Annotated in this window: 16 protein-coding genes; 14 read left to right on the top strand and 2 right to left on the bottom strand. The window is 73.7% G+C overall.

Features of this window, described 5'->3' with window-relative positions:
• The coding region (locus tag VIB11_RS08665) for a S1C family serine protease (protein WP_332030313.1) at positions 1–787 on the top strand (787 nt) is incomplete at its 5' end.
• A gap of 31 nt (positions 788–818) precedes the next feature.
• Here VIB11_RS08665 and VIB11_RS08660 read toward each other — a convergent pair.
• Positions 819–1,505, bottom strand: a complete 687-nt coding sequence (locus VIB11_RS08660; protein ID WP_332030311.1) for a hypothetical protein — start codon at positions 1,503–1,505, stop codon at positions 819–821.
• A 228-nt stretch (positions 1,506–1,733) separates the two neighbouring features.
• Here VIB11_RS08660 and VIB11_RS08655 point away from each other — a divergent pair, with 228 nt between their 5' ends.
• The 11 genes from VIB11_RS08655 (at position 1,734) to VIB11_RS08605 (ending at position 15,802) form a co-directional block, all read left to right on the top strand.
• Positions 1,734–2,972: a toxic anion resistance protein gene (locus VIB11_RS08655; protein WP_332030309.1), complete on the top strand. Its 1,239-nt coding sequence runs from the start codon at positions 1,734–1,736 to the stop codon at positions 2,970–2,972.
• Positions 2,973–2,999: 27 nt separating this feature from the next.
• Entirely contained in the window at positions 3,000–3,686 is a 687-nt protein-coding gene (locus tag VIB11_RS08650; protein WP_332030307.1) for a hypothetical protein, read from the top strand.
• Positions 3,683–5,122: an AAA family ATPase gene (locus VIB11_RS08645; RefSeq protein WP_332030305.1), complete on the top strand. Its 1,440-nt coding sequence runs from the start codon at positions 3,683–3,685 to the stop codon at positions 5,120–5,122. The genes VIB11_RS08650 and VIB11_RS08645 overlap by 4 nt, the downstream gene beginning before the upstream one ends.
• Before the next feature lie 248 nt (positions 5,123–5,370).
• The gene (locus VIB11_RS08640; RefSeq protein ID WP_332030303.1) at positions 5,371–6,525 is read left to right on the top strand and encodes a phage holin family protein; all 1,155 of its coding nucleotides are present in this window, start codon (positions 5,371–5,373) and stop codon (positions 6,523–6,525) included.
• On the top strand, positions 6,522–7,544 hold the full coding sequence (locus tag VIB11_RS08635; RefSeq protein ID WP_332030301.1) for a glutamate ABC transporter substrate-binding protein: 1,023 nt from the start codon (positions 6,522–6,524) through the stop codon (positions 7,542–7,544). Before VIB11_RS08640 ends, VIB11_RS08635 begins: the two co-directional genes overlap by 4 nt.
• Complete coding sequence (locus VIB11_RS08630) at positions 7,541–8,848, top strand: hypothetical protein (protein ID WP_332030299.1); 1,308 nt, start codon at positions 7,541–7,543, stop codon at positions 8,846–8,848. The genes VIB11_RS08635 and VIB11_RS08630 overlap by 4 nt, the downstream gene beginning before the upstream one ends.
• Positions 8,845–11,076, top strand: coding sequence for a serine/threonine-protein kinase (locus tag VIB11_RS08625; protein ID WP_332030297.1), 2,232 nt, complete (start codon positions 8,845–8,847; stop codon positions 11,074–11,076). Before VIB11_RS08630 ends, VIB11_RS08625 begins: the two co-directional genes overlap by 4 nt.
• Entirely contained in the window at positions 11,061–12,317 is a 1,257-nt protein-coding gene (locus VIB11_RS08620) for a PP2C family protein-serine/threonine phosphatase (RefSeq protein WP_332030295.1), read from the top strand. The genes VIB11_RS08625 and VIB11_RS08620 overlap by 16 nt, the downstream gene beginning before the upstream one ends.
• Positions 12,298–13,575, top strand: a complete 1,278-nt coding sequence (locus VIB11_RS08615; RefSeq protein ID WP_332030293.1) for a VWA domain-containing protein — start codon at positions 12,298–12,300, stop codon at positions 13,573–13,575. The genes VIB11_RS08620 and VIB11_RS08615 overlap by 20 nt, the downstream gene beginning before the upstream one ends.
• A 40-nt stretch (positions 13,576–13,615) precedes the next feature.
• Positions 13,616–14,470: an FHA domain-containing protein gene (locus VIB11_RS08610; protein ID WP_332030291.1), complete on the top strand. Its 855-nt coding sequence runs from the start codon at positions 13,616–13,618 to the stop codon at positions 14,468–14,470.
• Between the two features lie 93 nt (positions 14,471–14,563).
• The gene (locus tag VIB11_RS08605; protein WP_332030289.1) at positions 14,564–15,802 is read left to right on the top strand and encodes an FAD-dependent oxidoreductase; all 1,239 of its coding nucleotides are present in this window, start codon (positions 14,564–14,566) and stop codon (positions 15,800–15,802) included.
• A gap of 54 nt (positions 15,803–15,856) precedes the next feature.
• On the opposite strand, the gene VIB11_RS08600 is transcribed toward VIB11_RS08605, so the two are convergent.
• Positions 15,857–17,356, bottom strand: coding sequence for a carboxylesterase/lipase family protein (locus tag VIB11_RS08600; protein ID WP_332030287.1), 1,500 nt, complete (start codon positions 17,354–17,356; stop codon positions 15,857–15,859).
• Positions 17,357–17,503: 147 nt separating this feature from the next.
• On the opposite strand from VIB11_RS08600, the gene VIB11_RS08595 reads away from it, so the two are divergent.
• Together VIB11_RS08595 and VIB11_RS08590 are read left to right on the top strand one after the other, a co-directional pair.
• On the top strand, positions 17,504–17,674 hold the full coding sequence (locus VIB11_RS08595) for a hypothetical protein (RefSeq protein WP_332030285.1): 171 nt from the start codon (positions 17,504–17,506) through the stop codon (positions 17,672–17,674).
• A 153-nt stretch (positions 17,675–17,827) separates the two neighbouring features.
• Complete coding sequence (locus VIB11_RS08590; protein WP_332030283.1) at positions 17,828–18,517, top strand: endonuclease V; 690 nt, start codon at positions 17,828–17,830, stop codon at positions 18,515–18,517.
• Positions 18,518–18,572 lie beyond the last annotated feature (55 nt).

Genomic DNA, 18,572 nt, shown 5'->3' with positions numbered 1-18,572 from the left:
GCACCTGCTGACCAACGCGCACGTGGTGGCCGGCGCCGACCGGGGCGAGGCCGAGTTCGTTGACGGGACCGCAGCGCAGGTGACGGTCGTCGGCTCCGACCCCCTGTCGGACCTCGCCGTCCTCGTGGCGGACCGGGACCTGCCGGAGCCGCCCGAGTTCGGGAACGCCGACCTGCTGCGCGTCGGGCACCTGGTCGTCGCGGTCGGGAACCCACTCGGCTTGGCCGGAAGCGTGACTGCCGGCGTGGTCAGCGCGCTCGGACGTTCCCTCCCGACCCGATCGGGGGCTGCGACCCGCTTCGTCGAGGACGTGATCCAGACCGACGCCGCTCTCAACCCCGGCAGCTCCGGCGGGGCCCTCGTCGACGCCCGGGGGAGGGTCGTCGGCATCAACACGGCAGTCGCCGGCGTGGGCCTCGGCCTCGCGGTTCCCGTCAACGCCACCACTGGCCGGATCATCAAGGCCCTGGTCGCCGGCGAACGCGTGCGCCGGGCCTATCTCGGTCTGGTCTCGACGCCGGCCCCGCTGCCGCCCGACGTGGCCGAGCGGTACGGGCAGCGCAACGCCCTGCGCGTCGTCGAGGTCGTGGCAGGCAGTCCGGCAGCCCAGGCAGGGCTGCTCCGGGGAGACCTCGTCCTCGCCGCGGATGGGCGGCCTCTCCGCGACGCCCAGTCGCTGCAGCGCGTGCTGTTCGAGGACGCCATCGGGCGCCGCATGGAGGTGACCGTCGTGCGCAACGGCGCCCTGGTCGACGTCGTCGCGATCCCGTCGCAGCTGGAGGCCTGAGCCCCGTCTGCCACGTGACGCCGCGGGACCGTCAGGTCCAGCCGGTGGTGTGCACCGGGCAGCGGCCCGGGTCGTGAGTGCTTCCCTGCCGCACGAGGGTGCGGGAGGCCCAGCGGACCCTCCGGCGTGCCAGCACGAGGACCACCACCACCCACAGCGCGATCGCCCAGGGCTGCGGGCCAACCGGGTCGGCGGGCGCCGGGTCGTAGCCGCCGGCGTCGAGACCGGCCGACTGCTCGAAGTGGTTCTCCGAACCGGGGTAGAGGGTCTCGTCGACCAGGTAGGCGACCGGGAGCAGGGCGAGGCCACCGATGAGGCTGCACAGCGCCCACTGGTCCACGTGTCGCGACTCGTGACGGGCGAGCTCGGCGGCCCGGACGGCGTTGATCCTCGGCGTCGGCGACGCGAGGAAGACCTCGCCGACCATGCTGCCGGGGCGGTCGTTCGCCTGTGGGACGAAGGCCAGCGTGATGGGTGGCTCGCCCACGCTGCACAGGTCCTGCCCGCGGAGCTCGGCAAAACCCAGGGCCAGGCCGCTCGCCGGCGCGGTCAGCGCGGAGCGGGCCGACGACCACAGGGAGCCGTCCTGCGGCATCGGGTCGACCACCCGGCGACCCGTGGCGATGGAGGTGTCTGCGACACAGGCGGGGAGCTCGCGAGCCTTCCACGAGACACGCAGACCGAAGCCGGTCACGGAGACCGCGGCGAGCACCACCATCGCGGCGAGGATCCGACGGTGCCGGCGTTGGCACAGGTCGCAGGCGAGGACCCGACGGGGTCGCGCGCGCACAGCAGCGCCAGAGGGCGCCCCACCGCCGCGGCCTCCGTCGGCGCCGCCGGACCTGACGAAAACCGCCATCGCCGGCACGCGGAACCACGTAGATTGGCGAGGCGTCAACAAGGGCAGCGATCGGGGTTCGCGGAAGCCCCGAGGGAGAGGACCACGATGACGGACTCACAACCTGCCCCGCTCCAGCCGCCCGTTCCGGCGGAGGCGTCCCTCACCCTGACCGCACCCCCACCGCCCCCGCGAGTCGCCGCCACGGCGGCCCCACGGATGGCCCCAGCCGTGGAGGCCGCGGCGCTGCCCGGCCTGGATGCCAAGGTCGACACCTACCTCGAGTCCCTCATGGCGGCAGCCCCCCGCTCGCCGGAGTTCGCCGCCAAGGCCGCTGACGTGCGCACGATGGGTGACGGTGACATCAGGAAGGCCGCCGAGACCTCCAACCGGCTCCTGAGCTCACCGGTCAAGGCGATGCAGGAGGGTGGTCTCGCCGAGGGATCCAAGGTGGGCGCAACCCTCCTGGAGCTGCGCAGGACCATCGAGGACCTCGACCCGAAGGAGGCCACGGGAGCGAAGAAGTTCCTCGGCATGGTCCCGTTCGGCGACAAGGTCACCGACTACTTCCGCAGGTACCAGTCCGCCCAGAGCCACCTCGACGGCATCCTGCACGCGCTGAGAGACGGTCAGGACGAGCTCGGCCGGGACAACGCGGCGCTCAACCTGGAGAAGCAGCACCTCTGGGACGCCATGGCCCGCCTCAACCAGTACGTGTACGTCGCCGAGCGGCTCGACGTCCGCCTGGCCGCAGGCATCGCCGACCTCGAGGCCACCGACCCCGACACCTCGAGGGCGCTGCGCGACGACGTCCTCTTCTACGTCCGGCAGAAGCACCAGGACCTGCTGACCCAGCTGGCCGTCTCGATCCAGAACTACCTGGCCATCGACATCGTCATCAAGAACAACATCGAGCTGATCAAGGGTGTGGACCGTGCGTCGACGACCACGGTCTCCGCCTTGCGCACCGCGGTGATCGTCGCCCAGGCGCTGGGCAACCAGAAGCTGGTCCTCGACCAGATCACGGCCCTCAACACCACGACGAGCGGGATGATCGAACGCACCAGCGAGATGCTTCGCGACAACTCGGTGCAGGTCCAGGAGCAGGCAGCGTCGGCCACCATCGGCCTGCCCCAGCTGCAGGCGGCCTTCCAGAACATCTACGCGACGATGGACGCGATCGACAGCTTCAAGGTGCAGGCCCTGGACACCATGGCGGCCACCATCGGCACCCTCGAGACGGAGGTCGGCAAGTCCCGGGAGTACCTCGAGCGCGTCGAGCGGCAGGACGAGCGGGTGGCCCACGGATCCCTGGACCTCGGCGATTCGACGGGTGCAGGGCGCTGACCACACGCTTCGGGGGATAGTGAGGACATGTCGGGTGGCTTCTTCGGCCGGCTCTTCGGCCGTGGCCAGGAACCTGAGCACGGCGATCGGTTGGTCGTGCCGCCTGTTCCCACGAGCGAGGACCTTCTCGCATCCCTGGACCGCGTCGAGTCGATGGTCGCAGCGGGTGCCGTGCCCGCGCCCGTCGCCTCGCGCGTGCGCCGCGTCGACCAGGTCGTGCGCGACACGATCCCCCGGCTGGCGAGCCTCGGCGCCGGCAGCCCCCAGGCCTACTCGGTGATGGCGACCGCGACGGACTACCTCCCCGAGGCTGTGGGTGGCTACCTGCGGCTGCCCCGGCAGTTCGCCGACAGCCGCCCCGTCGACCGGGGCAAGTCCTCGCTGATGGTCCTGATCGACCAGCTCGACCTGCTCGCAGCGACGATGGACCAGGTCTTCGACGCGGTATGCCGCGCGGACGCCGCCGCGCTCGTGGCGCACGGGCGGTTCCTGGAGGAGAAGTTCGGGTCGGCCTCCACCGGTGGACTGCTGAACGTCGGCGCGCTCCCCGTACCGCCGATGCCGCAGGGCCGGGGGACCGGCGGGCAGCCGCCGTCCGTGTCGGCCGCCGGCCACGACGACTCCGACGACTCCGACGTTCTCGAGGACCCCGAGGACGCGGACACCGGCGGCCTCGGGCGCCTCCAGCCGCCCGCCGGTCGGGACGCCTCATGAGCGCACGCACCCCTCGCCCCACCCGGCGCCCCGAAGAGGCGGCGACGCTGGCCGAGGCCGTCGAGGCGCTGGCCGCCCTGGCAGCCACCGCGGGGGTCGACCCCGGTGCCGCCGGCCAGGAGGCCCTCGACCTCGCTGCGGCGGTCGCGGAGTCCGCGCCGAGGGCCGCTGCCGACTGGGCGCTCGCCTCGCCCGGCGCCACCACCCGGGACTTCTTCGACGCGGCCAGTCGCGGCCGTCGCTGGCGTGGTGCACCGACCGCCACCCTCAGCAGCCTCGTTGCCCAGGGATCCCCGCACGCCAGGGCCTACGCCGACGCGCTGGGTGAGGTCGCGTCGGCCGCCTGCCAGCTCGGGGAGCCGACGATGCGGGTCATCGGCAACGCCTCCGTCGCTGCCGCAGCCCAGCTGTCGGTCGTCGCCCCCCGCGCCGTCCTCGCCTCCCCAGGCGCAGATCGGGGGTCTCCGGCCGACGACGGCCCCCTGCCGCCCGAGCCCCCGGAGCTCGAGCAGCCGCAGGAGAGCGTCGACGAGCTCCTGGCGGAGCTGGACGCCCTGATCGGGCTGCGGCGGGTCAAGCGCGAGATCCACCGGCAGGTTGCGGTGCTCCGCGTCGAGAAGCTGCGGGTCGATGCCGGCCTGAGGTCCCCGACCATGACCCGCCACCTCGTCTTCACGGGCAACCCGGGCACCGGCAAGACGACCGTCGCACGCCTGGTCAGCGGCATCTACCGGGCGCTGGGTCTGCTCTCGCGGGGCCACCTGGTCGAGGTCGACCGCTCGGAGCTGGTGGCCGGCTACCTCGGCCAGACCGCGACCAAGACGGCCGACGTCGTCGCCTCGGCCGCGGGCGGGGTGCTCTTCATCGACGAGGCCTACAGCCTGGCCGGGGGCGGCGGCTCGCACGGCGACCAGTACGGCCAGGAGGCCGTCGACACCCTCGTCAAGGAGATGGAGGACCGGCGCGACGACCTGGTCGTCATCGTGGCCGGCTACCCCGCCCCGATGGAGGCGTTCATCGCTGCGAACCCGGGCCTGGCCAGTCGCTTCCGGACCACGATCGAGTTCGAGGACTACACCGACGACGAGCTGGTCGCGATCCTGGCGCACCTGGCAGAGGGCGCGGACTACGAGCTGCTGCCCGAGGCCGTCGAGCGGTTCCGTGAGGTGCTGGGCCGGACCCCACGGGGTGGCGGCTTCGGCAACGGGAGGTTCGCCAGGAATGCGCTCGAGGCGGCGATCGGCCACCACGCCTGGCGCCTGCGCGCGGTCGACACACCCACCATCGAGCAGCTTCGGCAGCTGGTCGCCACTGACTTCGACGAGGAGCCGCCGGAGGACGGAGCCGCGGCCCCGGTGCCGGCGTCTCATGGGCTACGGGCACCCGCGGACCCCGCCGCCCGAGAACGCGCCCCACACACCGGAGGCCTGCCGTGACGACCCCGCCCTCGGCGACCGCGCGCCCCCTGCCTCCCACGGCACCGGCGCCCTCCTCCCCCCGGCAGCAGGGCGGCATCCCCCCTGCACCTCCCCTCGGCCGCGGGGAGGCGCCCGCCCAAGCTCCGGCTCCCACAGCGGGCCCCCAGGGCCGGCTGGAGGCCGTCAGGTCATCGCTGCGTGCGGGCCTTGCCGGGACGCCAGGCCGGCTGAGGGGCCTGGGCGCTCTCACCGTCCTCGCCGCGCTGGTGTTCGGTCTCGCGGCCGGTCAGGCCTTCCGGTCCGCCGACGGCGCACTGGAGCGCGCCGCCGCGAACTCCGACCAGCTGGTGCGGATCCAGGCCATCCAGACCAACGTGGTCCAGGCCGACGCCGACGCGACCAACGCCTTCCTCGTCGGTGGCCTGGAGCCGGCGGCCCAGCGGGCCGACTACACCGCGGCGATCGCGTCGGCGTCCCAGCTCATTGCGGAGGCGGCTCAGCACCAGCCCGCGGACGGCCCGGCCCTCGGCGCCCTCAACGAGGCGCTGGTCTCCTACGCGAGCGAGATCGAGCAGGCACGGGCGAACAACCGGCAGGCCCTCCCGATCGGGGCCCAGTACCTCAAGGACGCCAGCGCCAACCTGCGCTCCGACGCCCTGCCCCTGCTGAAGAACCTCGTCGACGCGAACGACGAGCGCGTCGCCGAGGAGTTCGACCGGGCCGGCCAGGCGTCCGGGTGGCTGGTGGGAGCCGGCCTGCTCAGCATGCTGGTGCTGGTGCTCGGGCTCCTGTGGCTGGCCCGCCGCACCCGGCGCTACCTCAACCTCCCGCTGGCCGCCGCCGCCGTCATCGTGCTGGTGACGCTGGTCGTCGGCGCAGCGGTGCTGGTGAGGGTGTCGAACAGGGTGGAGGAGGCCCAGAGTGGCGTCTATGCCGCCACCCTGTCGACCGCCCAGGCCCGCATCGCCGCCTTCGACGCCAAGTCCAACGAGAGCCTCACCCTGATCGCCCGCGGTTCGGGTGCTGCCTTCGAGAAGGCGTGGCAGGCCTCGGACGCAGTCGTCACGGCGGAGCTCGGCGAGCTGGGGCAGAACGACGCGTCATCGGGACTGGACCCCCTCCCGTGGTCCGACTACACCGCCGTCCACCAGCAGATCCGCACTCTCGACGACTCGGGGGACTGGGAGGGTGCGGTGGAGCTGGCCACGGGCACGGGGTCCGGGACGGGGAACGCCACCTTCGCCGGCTTCGACGCCAGCTCGGCCGAGCAGCTGGCCGGGTTGAGCGACCAGACCGGGCAGCAGCTCGACGAGGCCGGCCGCTGGCTGCCGCTGGGCGGCGCGCTGGGCCTGCTGGCCGGGCTCCTCGCCGCGGGCTGCGCCTGGTGGGGCGTCTCGCAGCGGCTGGAGGAGTACCGGTGAGCCGCCACCGACCGCGCACCCCCGCCCTGCTCGCCCTGCTGGTCACCAGCCTGTCCGCCGCGGCGTGCTCGACCGCGGGGGTCTACGAGTCGACACCGCTTCCGACCCCCACCACCGCTTCGGCACCGCCGAGCAGCCCTGCTCCCGCCCCGGCACCGGCACCGTCGGGCACGGACGTGGTCACGGCGAACTGCCTGCAGTCCTACGCCCCGCCCGCCACGATGCCCGTCCCCGGCAAGATGCCGGCGGGCTCCTACATGAGCACCATCCAGCGACGCGGCCGCCTCATCGCGGGGGTCTCGTCCGACACGCTGCTCCTCGGCTCGCGCAACCCGGTCTCGGGTCGGATCGAGGGCTTCGACATCGACCTGCTGCACGCGATCTCGCAGGCGCTGTTCGACGACCCGGACAAGATCGAGCTCCGGGTCATCACCGCAGCCCAGCGGCTGCCCGTCCTCAAGGACGGCAGCGTCGACATCGTGGCGCGCAACATGACGATCACCTGCTCCCGCTGGAAGGAGATCGCCTTCTCCAGCGAGTACTACCGCTCCGGCCAGAAGGTCATGGTCCGGCTGGGGGAGAAGACCGAGGCCGGTGGCAGGATCACGGGGATGCAGGACCTGGCGGGGAAGAAGGTCTGCGCCCCGAACGGCTCGACGAGCATGGAGAAGCTGCGGACCTTCAAGGGCCTGGAACCGGTGGGCGCGGACACGCACACGGGGTGCCTGGTCCTGTTCCAGCAGGGCCGGGTGGACGCCATCACCGGCGACGACACGGTGCTGGCCGGTCTGGCCGCCCAGGATCCCTACGCCGAGGTGGTGCAGGCTCCCGCGTTCACCGCCGAGCCGTACGGCCTGGGGGTCAACCGGGCGAACACCGACTTCGTGGAGTTCGTCAACGGCGTCCTCGCGACCCTGCGCGCCAACGGTCAGTGGGCCCGGAGCTACAACACGTGGCTGGCCGACGCCCTGGGGAAGGCGCCGAGTCCGCCCGTCGCCGTCTACGGGCGGACCCCGTGATCGCGGCGACCCACAGCGCCACGGCGCCGGCCGCCCCGGGCCGGCTCGGCCATCCCCTCGCGGCCCGCGAGGCCCTGCTCTACCTGGAGGCCCTGGCCGAGTGGCGCCGCCAGCGCAAGGCGGAGCTCGACCTGCTGGACCAGGCGGCACTCGACGCCCCGGACCAGTCGGCGCACACCGGGGACATGTTGCTCTCCATGGCGCTGTGGAAGGCGGTCGCCGACCGCCACGACCTGCTCGTGGCGACGTGGGACTCCGGCCGGGTCGGTCGAGCCGAGCTCGAGCGGCTCTCCACCCTGGTCTGGGGACGGCTGGACGCCACGTTGGCGTCCCGGTCCGCGGGGTCGCCGGACACTGCCCTCGCCGGCGCCGGCGCCGGCACCGGCGCCACGGCGGGCGCCCTCGCGGTCTCGCTTCCCGAGGCCTGTCGTCTCTCCGACGCGCTCGCCGCCTCGCTGCGGGCCCGGCTGGGCATCGACCCGTCCCAGGCCGACCTGCAGGCGCGGCTGCGCGCGGTGCGCGCCTCCGTGGAACGCGTCCGGGACCTCGTCGACCGCGAGCCCGCGCACGCGCGTACCGCGGCGTCGTCCGTGCTCGCCCGGCTCGACGCCCGCGTCGGCGACGTCCTGGCCAGAGTGCACCGGGGCGCTGACGTCGGCGGCCTCCTGGGCCCGCTGGAGCACGACGCCGCCCGCGCCGAGCGCGACCTCATCGTCGGGGCCTCCCAGCGCAGGGCCGACGCCCACGACGAGGCGAGGGCACGGGCCCTGCGTGCCGAGCTCGAGGCGCGGGGTGCGGCCCTGCGGGACCTCGCGGCGCGGTGCGTCGCCCAGGTCGCTCCCGCTCCGCGCCTGGCGGTGCCCGATGTCTCGGCGCTGGGTCCCGTGCCCACCGATCCCGCCGCCGTGGACGCCTACCTGCTGCGGCTCGACGCCGTCGGCCGGGCGATGACCGTGGCCCAGGACGCCTACGCCTCGGCGCTGGCCGAGCGTGACGAGCTGAGAGGGCGGTTGGGGGCGTATGCCGCGAAGGCCGCCGCCCGGGGCGCGTCACGCGACCCGCACCCCGGCGTGGACCCCACCGTGGACCCCGGCGTGCACCCCGACCTGCACCCAGGCGTGGACCCCGGAATGGCGGAGGACCTGGGGGAGCTCGAGCGGCGAGCCACCGAGGCGCTCGACCGTGAGCCCGCGGACCTCACCCGTGCCCGAGCGCTCGTCGCGGCGTACCAGGCCTACCTGGCCTCCCCGGGCAGCGGCCGGGCGCAGCGCGCAAGCCACCCGAACCGCGGAGGGACCCCATGAGCGCCACCGCCTGTGCCCAGCCGGGCTGCACCGGCGCGATCCTCGACGGCTACTGCGATGTCTGCGGGTCGCCCGCTGCACCGGTGGCGCCGCTGCCGAGCGCCTCGCTCGCCACCGTGCCGGCGGGCGTCGCGCAGACCCCCTCCACCGTGTCGCACGCATCCAACCGGCTCGCTTCCACGGCCCTCGGCTCAGCGCGCGCCGGCGTGGCCGGCAGCCGGGTCACGCGGCGTGTCGGCACGTCGTCGACGAGGCTTCGTGGCGCGCGGCTCGGTGCCGGCCTGACCTCGATCCCGCCGGTGCCGACGGTGGATGCGGCCACGGCCGTCATGAGGCACCCGATGGTCCCGGAGGAGCGCCGGACCTGCCCGTCCTGCGGGTCCCCGGTCGGGCGCTCCCGCGACGGGCAGCCCGGACGGACCGAGGGGTTCTGCCCGAACTGCCGCAACCCGTTCTCCTTCACGCCGAAGCTGAAGCAGGGCGACGTCGTCGGCGGCCAGTACGTGGTCGCCGGGGCCATCGCCCACGGCGGCCTCGGCTGGATCTACGCCGCGCGCGACCACAACGTCTCGGACCGGTGGGTCGTGCTCAAGGGGCTGTTGAACTCCGGTGACCCGGACGCGCTCGCCGCCGCCATCGCCGAACGCCAGTTCCTGGCCCAGGTCGAGCACCCGCTCATCGTCGAGATCTACAACTTCGTGACGCACGAGGGTGCTGGCTACATCGTCATGGAGTACGTCGGCGGCACCTCGCTCAAGCAGCTGCTGAAGGAGCGCATGCGGGCGGCGGGCGGCACCTACAACCCGCTCCCGGTGGACCAGGCCATCGCCTTCGTCATCGAGGTCCTCCCGGCGTTCCAGTACCTCCACGACCTCAACCTCCTGTACTGCGACTTCAAGCCCGACAACCTCATCCAGGTCGGAGACGCAGTCAAGCTGATCGACCTCGGCGGTGTGCGGCGCCTCGACGACCTCGACTCCGCGATCTACGGCACCACCGGCTACCAGGCGCCGGAGGTGCCCCACGTCGGGCCGTCGGTGGCCTCCGACATCTACACGATCGGGCGCACCCTGACCGTCCTCGCCATGGAGTTCCGCGGGTACCAGAGCACATACGTGGACTCGCTCCCGCCCGTCGACGAGACCCCGCTGTTCCAGAGGCACGACTCGCTGTACCGCCTGCTGCTCAAGGCGTGCGCTCACGATCCTGCCGATCGCTTCGTGTCCGCCGACGAGCTGCGCGTCCAGCTTCTCGGCGTGCTCCGCGAGGTGGTGGCCCTGGGGCGCGAGGGGGCGGCCGAGCACTCGACGTCCTCCCTGCTCTTCGACGTCCCCACGGTCTCCGACGACTCCCTCGACTGGCAGGACCTCCCGCGGCTGCGGCCCGATGACGGCGATCCGCAGACGCCCTGGCTGCGGACCGTGAGCATCGACGACCCTGCCCAGCGCCTGGCTGCGCTGGAGAGCGCCCCCTCGGACAGCCCGGAGGTGCTGCTCGCCCGGGCGCGGTCGGCGCTGGAGGCCGGGCACTACGACCGGGTCGACCACGCGGTCGGTGCGCTCCTCACCGACGACCCGTGGGAGTGGCGCGCCGTGTGGATGTCAGGTCTCGTCGCCCTCGCCCGGGGCAGCACGTCCGAGGCGCAGAGCGCGTTCAACGCGGTCTACGGCCAGGTCCCGGGCGAGCTCGCTCCCAAGCTGGCCCTGGCGTTCGCCTGCGAGACCGGCGGCGAGGCCGACGTCGCCGAGTCGCTCTACGTGGTGTGTGCTCGCACCGACGCCAACTACATCGCACCAGCGGCGTTCGGGCTGGCGCGGATCCGCGCCGGCAGGGGAGACATCGCCGGCGCCGTCCGCGCCCTGGACCTCGTGCCGGCGACGAGCCGGGCCTTCACCCAGGCGCGCCGCCGCCGGGCCGGCCTCCTCGCCGAGTCGGGCGGTGGCCTGGCGTCGCTCGCCGCCGCCCTGGAGAGCATCGACAACCTGACGATCGACCCCGTCGACCGGTCACGGTTCCGCGTCGACGTGCTCCGCTCGGCCCTGGAGATCGTGGAGTCGCGGGGTGCCGACACGACGGTCTGGATCGCCGGCCGCCCCGCGGCCGAGCCCGCCCTGCGCGACGGGCTCGAGGCGGCGTACCGGGAGCTGGCCGGGTATGCCTCGAGCCGTGAGGAGCGGGTCCACCTCGTCGACCGGGCCAACGCGGTACGCCGATGGACGCTGCGATGACGGGCCCGGCAGCGGGCGGGTCGGTGGGCCGGGCCGACATGTCCCCCGAGGAGCGCCCACCGGGCGGGGGCGCGACCCTGACCTGCCCCTCCTGCGCTGGCCACGTCACCGCCGGCGAGAGGTTCTGCGAGGCCTGCGGTGCGGACCTGGCCCCCTCGTCCGCTGCGTCCGCGGGGTCCGAGGGGTCCGAGCGGTCCGAGGGGTCCGCGGGGTCCGCGGAGTCCCCGGCGTCCCCGGCCGCATCCGCCGAGAGGATCGGGCAGCCGGCGTGTCGAGAGTGTGGAGGTGGCGTCGCGGACGACGGCTACTGCACACAGTGCGGGGCTCGTGCACCCAGCCCGCGGGACCACTTCACGGAGCAGCCCGCCTCGTGGGTTGCTGCCGTGTGCGATCGCGGCATCAGCCACCGGCGCAACGAGGACGCCATGGCACTGGACGCCAGGCAGCTGCCGGGGAGCCGTGCCGTCCTCGTCGTCTGCGACGGCGTCTCCTCCGCGACGGACTCGGACGTGGCCAGCCTGGCTGCGGCCCGCGCCGCACGGGACCTGCTCGCCGCCTCCGACCCCCGGGGGCAGGGCACGGCCGCCACCCGCGTCGCGGCCACCGCCAAGGCACTCGAGGCGGCCGCCGACGCCGCCAACGAGGCCGTCATCGCCAACACCTCACCGAGCCCGGGCAACCCGGCGTCGTGCACCTTCGTCGCCGCCGTCGTCGACGAGTCGCTCCTCGTCGTGGGCTGGGTCGGCGACAGTCGCGCGTACTGGCTCCCGGACAGCGGGGACCCTCGTCTGCTGACCATCGACGACTCGTTTGCCGCGGAGCAGATCGCCGACGGAGTGCCGCGCCACGACGCGGAGAGCGGGCCCCACGCCCACGCCATCACCCGGTGGCTGGGCGTCGACGCCCCTGACCACACACCACGAGCGGCCTCGCTGGACCTCGGGGACCCGGGGTGGGTGATGGTGTGCTCCGACGGGCTGTGGAACTACTGCTCGGAGCCGCACGACATGGCCGACCTGGTGGCCCGGACGGGCAGGGCCACCGGCCCGGAACCGCTGCAGCTGGCCGCCGCGCTCGTCGACTGGGCCAACGCCCAGGGGGGCAAGGACAACATCACGGTGGCGCTCGCCCGGGTCGGCGCCACACGCCCGACCACCACCGCACCACCCACCGCCGCGGCGGCCCTGGAGGCCACGGCACACAGAGAGGAAGCCAGGCCACATGGCAACGTTCTCCGCTGAGGTCTACCAGAACGAGTTCCTGCCCGACGGCGGGACGGACGTCCACGCCATCGTCACCGTCACCTGCTCCGGCGCCGGTGAGGCGGGTCGGTCGGAGTCCGGGGACGCCGCCGAGATCGTCATCGTCGACACCTCCGGGTCGATGGGCGACGACAAGATCAGAGCGGTCCAGCACGCCGCGGTCGCCGCCCTGGACCAGGTGCTCGACGGCGTGTGGTGTGCGGTCATCGCAGGCAGCCACGAGGCCCGGCTGGCCTTCCCCACCAGGTCGGAGCGCGGGATGGTGAGGATGGACGCGCGGACCCGAGCCGAGGCCAAGGCTGCGGTCGCCACGTTCCGGGCGGACGGCGGCACCGCGATGGGCACGTGGCTGACGCTGGCGACCCGCGTGTTCGCCTCGGTGCCCGGCGTGGCGCAGAAGCACGCGATCCTGTTGACCGACGGGATCAACCAGCACGAGACCCCGGAGCAGCTCAGCGCCGCGATCGAGACCGCCCGCGGCCAGTTCCAGTGCGACTGCCGTGGGGTGGGCGCGGACTGGCAGGTGGCCGAGGTCCGCAGGATCGCGACGGCCCTGCTCGGCAGCGTCGACCTGATCGCCCGGCCGGAGGAGATGGCCGCCGACTTCGAGGGGATCATGAGGCAGTCGATGAGCCGTGGGGTCGCCGACGCAGCCCTGCGCGTGTGGGCGCCGCAGGGTGCGCAGGTGCTCTTCGTCCGGCAGGTCTCGCCCACGGTCGAGGACCTCACCCCGCGAAGGCAGGAGGTGAATGCGCTGACCGGGGCCTACCCGACGGGCGCCTGGAGCGACGAGGCGCGCGACTACCACGTCGCCGTGCGCCTGCCGGCGAAGGCGGTCGGCCAGGAGCAGCTCGCCTCCCGCGTCCAGGTCGCGGTGGCCGACACGGTGGTCGCGCAGGGCCTGGTCAAGGCGATGTGGTCCAACGACGACACGCTCACGACGCGCATCGACCCTGCCGTCGCGCACTACACCGGTCAGGCCGAGCTGGCCGAGGCCATCCAGGACGGCCTGGCCGCCAAGGCCGCGGGGGACACCGACACGGCGACGGTCAAGCTGGGCCGGGCCGTGCAGCTGGCCGCGGAGACCGGCAACGACGAGGCCACCAGCAGGCTTCGGAAGATCGTGGAGATCGAGGATGCCGGCACCGGGACTGTGCGCCTGCGGCGCAGTGTCAGCAAGCTCGACGAGATGGCGCTCGACACCGCGTCCACCAAGACGACCCGGGTGAAGAAGTGACCACGGCCGCGCCCCGGGGTGGCGGGCGGTGGGTGCGCCCATGACCACCGTCACCTGCCCCAACGGGCACGAGTCCACCTCCAGCGACTACTGCGACACCTGCGGGGCGCCCCTCCCTGTCGGTGCCGCGGCTCCCGCCTCGACGGGGGCGGCGGGCGCTCCGACCACGCCGGCCGCCCCCGGTGCAGCTGCAGCCCCAAGCGCACCGGATACCGGGGCGACCCCCACCGCTGCCGGGGGGTCGGACGGTGGGTCTGGCGAGGGGTCCGGCGAGGGGTCCGGCGAGCAGGCGGGCACTGCGCCCACGCCCCTGGCGTGCCCCAGCTGCGGCTCGGACCATGACGAGGCCGCGCTGTTCTGCGAGGCCTGCGGCTACGACTTCACCACCGGCACCATGCCGCGTCCGCCCGATGCGCCCGCGGGCAGCTCGCTGGACCTGGGCGCCGCCGGCGAGGCACCCCAGACGCCGCTGGCCCCGGCCATCGCCGTCGAGTGGGTGGCCGAGGTCTGGGTGGACCCCGACTGGTACGAGGTCCAGGAGAGCGACGACCCGTGTCCCTCCCCGGGGCTCCCCACGGTCGTCCCCCTGGCCACCAGAAGCGTGCTCGTCGGCCGACCCTCCACGAGCCGCAACATCCACCCCGACGTCGACTGCACGGGTGACACCGGGGTCAGCCGCCGGCAGGCACAGCTGACCACGGACGGCCGGCGGTGGTGGATCGAGGACCTGCAGTCCTCCAACGGCACGTACGTCGGCCCGGCCAGCGGACCCCTGCCCACCACGCCCGTGCCGCCGGGTCAGCGGCGTGAGCTGTCCGAGGACGACCGCATCTACGTGGGGGCCTGGACACGCCTGGTGGTGCGGCGGGCGACACCGGAGGAGCAGACTCCATGACAACCGCCCGGCTGTCGCCCTGGTCACCGGCGTTCCGGCAGGTCACCGTTGGGCTCCGGCCGGTCACCGGGGGCTCCCGGCCGGTCACCCCTGATGAGTGAGAGCACGACGTGCGTCGTCATCGGCGGCGGCCCCGCCGGCATGGTGCTGGGGCTGCTCCTCGCGCGCGCGGGGGTGCAGGTGACGGTCCTGGAGAAGCACGGCGACTTCCTTCGCGACTTCCGCGGCGACACGGTCCACCCGTCCACGCTGCAGCTGCTCGACGAGCTGGGGCTGGGGGAGCGGTTCGCGGAGCTGCCCTACAGCCTGCTCCACGAGGTCGCCTTTCCCATCGACGCGCACCGCACGGTGACCGTTGCGGACTTCCGGAAGCTCACGGTGCGTCATCCGTACGTGGCGATGGTGCCGCAGTGGGACCTGCTCAACCTGCTGGCCGAGGCAGCCGAGGAGGAGCGGTCCTTCTCGCTGCGGATGCGGACGGAGGTCACGGACCTCGTTCACGGGGCTGGACGCGTGTCGGGCGTCCGCTACCGCACCCGCGACGGCCAGGTCGGCGAGATCCGAGCCGACCTGGTCGTGGCCTGCGACGGGCGCTGGTCGATCGCCCGCCAGCAGGCGCAGCTCCCGGTCAAGGAGTACGCCGTCCCGATCGACGCGTGGTGGTTCCGGCTCCCGCGGCGGCTGGAGGACCGGCCCTCCGCGCTGACGCCGCGGGCCGGGAAGGGCCGGTTCGCGCTGGTGATCCCCCGCACGGACTTCCTCCAGCTCGCCTACATCGGCCGCAAGGGCACCGACGTCGAGCTGCGCGCGAAGGGCGTCGAGCGGTTCCGGCAGGACATCGCGGAGCTCATGCCGGACCTTGCGGACCGCGTCCTCGCGCTGGAGTCCATGGACGACGTCAAGCACCTCGACGTGCGCCTCAACCGGCTCAGGCGATGGCACGTGGACGGCCTCCTGTGCATCGGCGACGCGGCGCACGCCATGTCGCCCGTGGGCGGAGTCGGCATCAACCTGGCCGTGCAGGACGCCGTGGCGGCAGCGACCCTGCTGGCGGGGCCGCTTCGGCGCGGCGGAGTGACCGGCGAGGAGCTGGCCGCGGTCCGGAGACGCCGGCTGCTGCCGACCGTCCTGCTCCAGGCCGTCCAACGGGTCATGCACCGTGCACTGGTCATGCCGATCCTGGAAGGGCGGCGGATGGGCCCGCCGCGACCCGTCCTGATCCTCTTGCGGCACGCTCCACCGGTGTCGCGCGCCACGGCATACCTCGTCGGTGTCGGGCCCCGGCCCGAGCACGCCCCGGCCTTCGCCAGACGCACGGCCCACCCCCACTGACGCCCTGAGCGGGACGGGGCCCGACGGTCTCCACCCCGTGGCCGCCGAGCGTGGCTACCGGGTGCCCTGCCACAGCGCGCGCTCCCACGCGCGGGGGTCGTCGACCACCTGAGAGGCCGTGTCGAAACGCATGGTCGCCCGGCGGTGCACGTCATACGTGGGCCACCCCGGGTCACCTGTCGCGGCAAAGGAGATCCAGGCTGCGTGCATGGTGTCGGCGAGCGCCTGTGGTGCGCTGTCCCCGATCAGGGGGCCGAAGAGCGGGGCGTCGCCGCCCAGCCGGTCGAACACGAAGGGGATCTCGAGCGCGTGAACAGCACCGAGACCCGGTGCGGCCCAGGCGAACTCGTACATGTAGGTGCGCGACGTGGGTCCGGCGTGGGCGTCGGCGAGCCGGATGGCCGGGATGCGGACCCACCAGTCGGTCTCGACCGAGGCCAGCAGCTCACCGGGTGCGGCGCCGGGGTACCGCTCGCGGTAGGCGGCCAGGACGCGCTCGACCGGCAGGCCGTAGGCGGCCAGGGACCGGAAGCCGTGGACACTGACGGGGCCGGTCAGGACCTCCTCCGTGATCTGGCCGAGCTCGCCGCTGATGGCCAGGAACAGCCGCCAGTCGTCGGCGTTCGTCCCGACGACGAGGTCCACGTGGGCCGCCGCGCCGGCCGCGATCCGCTCGACCGGGGGGCCGGGGAGGGTCTGCCCGTCCACGACCGGCTGCCACAACATCACGCAGGTGACGACGTCATGGCCCCAGCGACCGGGGTCGGGGTGGGCGAGGAGGTCCGCCTTCAGCTCCGCCTGTGCCGCGAGCAGCCGCTCGACGGGGACCGCGGCGATCGCCTCGCGGGACGGAGACACTCCCAGCGTCTGGGCCAGGTGGCGCCCCACCCGGGACGCCGTCTCCGCGGAGATCGTGTGATGGGCGGCGCCGCTCTGCAGGATCGCCCGTCGGAAGAGCCCCTCGGCGCGTGGCATGGCCAGCAGCACCCCGATGCTCATCGCGCCCGCCGACTCTCCGAACACGGTCACGTTGTCGGGGTCACCGCCGAAGGAGGTGATGTGCTCGTGCACCCACTGCAGGGCGGCGACCTGGTCGAGCAGCCCGAGGTTCGCGGGCCCGTCGCCGAGGAAGAGGAAGCCATCAGCCCCGAGGCGCCAGTTGATGACGACGCACACGACTCCGTCGCGAGCGAAGTGCCTGCCGTCGTATGCCGCGGTGGCGCCGATCTCGAACATGCCACCCTGGATCCACACCATGACCGGGAGCCCCCCGGCGCCCGGGTCGGGCGTCCAGACGTTCAGGGTCAGGCAGTCCGCACCGGTGACGGCGGTCTCCCATCCGGAGCCGGCACCCTCCGGGGGTGCGACCTGGGGCGGGGAGGGGCCCGGTCTGGTGGCGTCCCGCAGGCCGCTCCACGGCTCGACGGGCTGAGGCGGGCGCAGCCGGTTCGACCCCGACGGCGGCGCGGCGTACGGCACCCCCAGGAACTCGTGCACGCCGTCGACGACCCTGCCACGCAGCTCGCCACCGGCAGTCCTGACCACCGCGCCCATACCCGCCACGGTGCAGTCCGTGGTCGAGTCGCTGCAGAGCCAAAGGTCCCGACGCCCGCCGTTCACCGGACGGCCACCCGGAAAGCCACCCCGAAAGCGACCCCGGGCATGGGACCATGTCCTCGACGCACGACGGGGGAGCCTCGTATGGACATCGACGACGTCCTCGCCATCCTGACCGGGGCGACGCTGCTGGGACTCATCACCGCCCTGGTCGTGCGCTCGAGGAGGGGCGGCAGGACCACCGCCCCGCTGGTCGTGGCCATCGCCGTCGTGCTGCTGATGTCGCTGTTCCTCGTCACGGAAGAGGCGTCGTAGCCGCTCCACCCGGCTCCTTCGCCGCCGCGGGCGCTGCCGACGCCGGCGTGTCGGGCACTTGTCGGCCGGACATCGCGCAGACGGAGGCCCCCGAAGGCCCGTGACGCCAGACCGCACCGCCTGCCAGGCGGCCGTGTGCGTCACCATGGCCACATGTGGCCCGCCGACGCGGAGGCGCTGACCCGCGAGCAGCGGGAGCTGGCACAGGCTCGTCCCGAGGCGTGGAGCCCGCCCCCCGGCAGGTTCCGGGCCGGCGGCTGCTGGGTCTGCTTCCCCCGTGGCCACACGGGTGCCGGCAGTGCGGGGGACCCGGCGTGGGCCGCGTCCGTGGTGGTCGCCGACGGCGACGTGGTCGACCGGTTCGTCACCAGCGGGGTGGCAGGGGCGGCCTACGCCCCTGGACTGTTGGCCCTCCGCGTCGGGCGCTTGTCGGACCTCGCCGTCGGCGGCCTCACGGCGCGGCCAGAGGTGCTTCTGCTCGACGCCACCGGTCGTGACCACCCCCGGGGGGCTGGGCTCGCGGTGCAGCTCGGTGCGGAGCTGGACATGCCGACGGTGGGTGTCACGCACCGCCCACTGCTCGCCGAGGGGGAGTGGCCGGCGGACCGCCGTGGCGCCGTGAGCCGGCTGCGGATCGGCGACACGGTGGTGGCGTGCTGGGTCCGCACGCGGCAGGGCGTGCGACCGCTGGTGGTCCACCCCGGCTGGCGGGTGGACCTGGCTGCGGCCGTCGACGTGGTTCTGCGCACGACCCCACGGTGGCGCACGCCGGAGCCGCTGAGGGCTGCACGTCACCTGGCCCGGCTCGCGCGGGACGCAGCGTCCGCGCGGCGGGGCGTGTGAACCCGCGAGGTTGTCCGGGCAAAGTCCGCTCGCGGCGAGGGGCGGCCTGTGATGA

Source organism: Pedococcus sp. (genome assembly GCF_036554925.1).
In the GTDB taxonomy this organism is placed as follows: domain Bacteria; phylum Actinomycetota; class Actinomycetes; order Actinomycetales; family Dermatophilaceae; genus Pedococcus_A.
The sequence above is the reverse complement of the archived record's forward strand: the minus strand, read 5'-3'. Positions and strand labels throughout refer to the sequence as shown.